Origin of the sequence: Streptomyces sp. NRRL WC-3618, from assembly GCF_001280005.1 — a bacterium.
Taxonomy (GTDB): domain Bacteria; phylum Actinomycetota; class Actinomycetes; order Streptomycetales; family Streptomycetaceae; genus Streptomyces.
On the sequence record NZ_LGDW01000232.1, the window covers coordinates 1 to 1,403 of the forward strand.

The following is a 1,403-nucleotide window of genomic DNA, read 5'->3' on the forward strand; positions in this document are numbered from 1 at the left end:
CTAGTACTGCAATCACAGTTATTGGTAGGGCAGTTGTGAGTTCTGCCGGTGGCTGTGGTTGTGTTCTGCCGTGTCTGTGGATCTTGGGGTGGGGCAGATCGAGGCCTGGCAGGGGATGCTGTCCGGGCTGCACGAACGGTTCGCTGAGCGTTTCGCCAGGTCCGAGCCTCGGGCGCGTGCCCTGACGTATATGGCGGGGTTGATCGCTCCGCTGGAGCGGAAAAACGGGTGGACGCTGGCAGAGCGTGCGGGTGAGGGACATCCAATCGGGATGCAGCGCCTTTTGGGCGAGGCGGACTGGGACGCGGACGGTGTCCGTGACGACGTGCGGGACTTCGTCGTGGAGACCATCGGCGCCACGGACGGGATCCTGATCGGTGATGACACCGGCTTCCTGAAGAAGGGCACGGGGTCGGCGGGCGTCCAGCGGCAGTACACCGGGACTGCAGGCCGGACGGAGAACTCCCAGGTCGGCACGTTCCTGGCGTACACGTCGGCGAAGGGCCGGGCGCTGATCGACCGGGAGCTGTACCTGCCGAAGTCCTGGACGGACAACCGTGAGCGGTGCCGGGCGGCCGGCATCCCCGACGAGGTGCCGTTCGCGACGAAGAACGAGCACTTCCGGTGGATGCTGCAGCGTGCGATCGACGCCGGGGTGCCGTTCGCGTGGGTGACCGCGGACGAGGCGTACGGGCAGGTCAAGCACCTGCGTGTGTGGCTGGAACAGCGCGGGGTCGGCTATGTGCTGGCCACCAGGGTCAACGACACCGTGATCACGACCGGCTGGCGTGAGGTCCGGGTGGACGAGCTGGTCGCCGCCTTGCCCCGGCAGGCATGGAAGCGCCGGTCCGGTGGCCCCGGCTCCCACGGCGAGCGCGTCTACGACTGGGCCCGGGTGGCGATCCGCCCCGTGCGGGAGGACGGTGTCGGCCACTGGGTCCTGGCCCGTCGCTCGGTCAAAGACCCCACCGACATCGCCCACTACGTCTGCTACGGCCCCGTCGCCACCCGCCTGAAGGACCTGGTCAAGGTCGCCGCGGCCAGGTGGGCCATCGAGGAATCGTTCCAGGTCGCGAAGAACGAGTGCGGCCTGGACCACTACCAGGTCCGCCGCTACGACGCCTGGTACCGGCACATCACTCTCGCCATGGCCGCACTCGCCGCACTCACCGCCATCCGAGCCCGCGAGCTGGAAAAAGGGGCTGCCGTTTAGGACAAACCACCCTGATACCCCTGTCCGTCGCGGAGATCCGCCGCCTCATCGGCCTCGTCCTCCGCCCGCACCGCCTCACCCCACAGCACCATCTGCGCTGGTCATGGTGGAGACGCCTCAGCCAAACCCGGGCCCGCCGCAGCCACTACAAACGCCGAGGCCACATCCTGCAACTGTGATTGCAGTACTA

The 1,403-nt window shown here is 67.6% G+C and carries 1 protein-coding gene; it reads left to right on the forward strand.

Annotated features, from left to right (window positions below; all coding sequences use genetic code 11):
- Positions 1–70: 70 nt before the first annotated feature.
- A complete protein-coding gene (locus tag ADL01_RS20280) occupies positions 71–1,213 on the forward strand; it encodes an IS701 family transposase (RefSeq protein WP_078960643.1) in 1,143 nt (380 codons plus the stop codon).
- Positions 1,214–1,403: the final 190 nt, after the last annotated feature.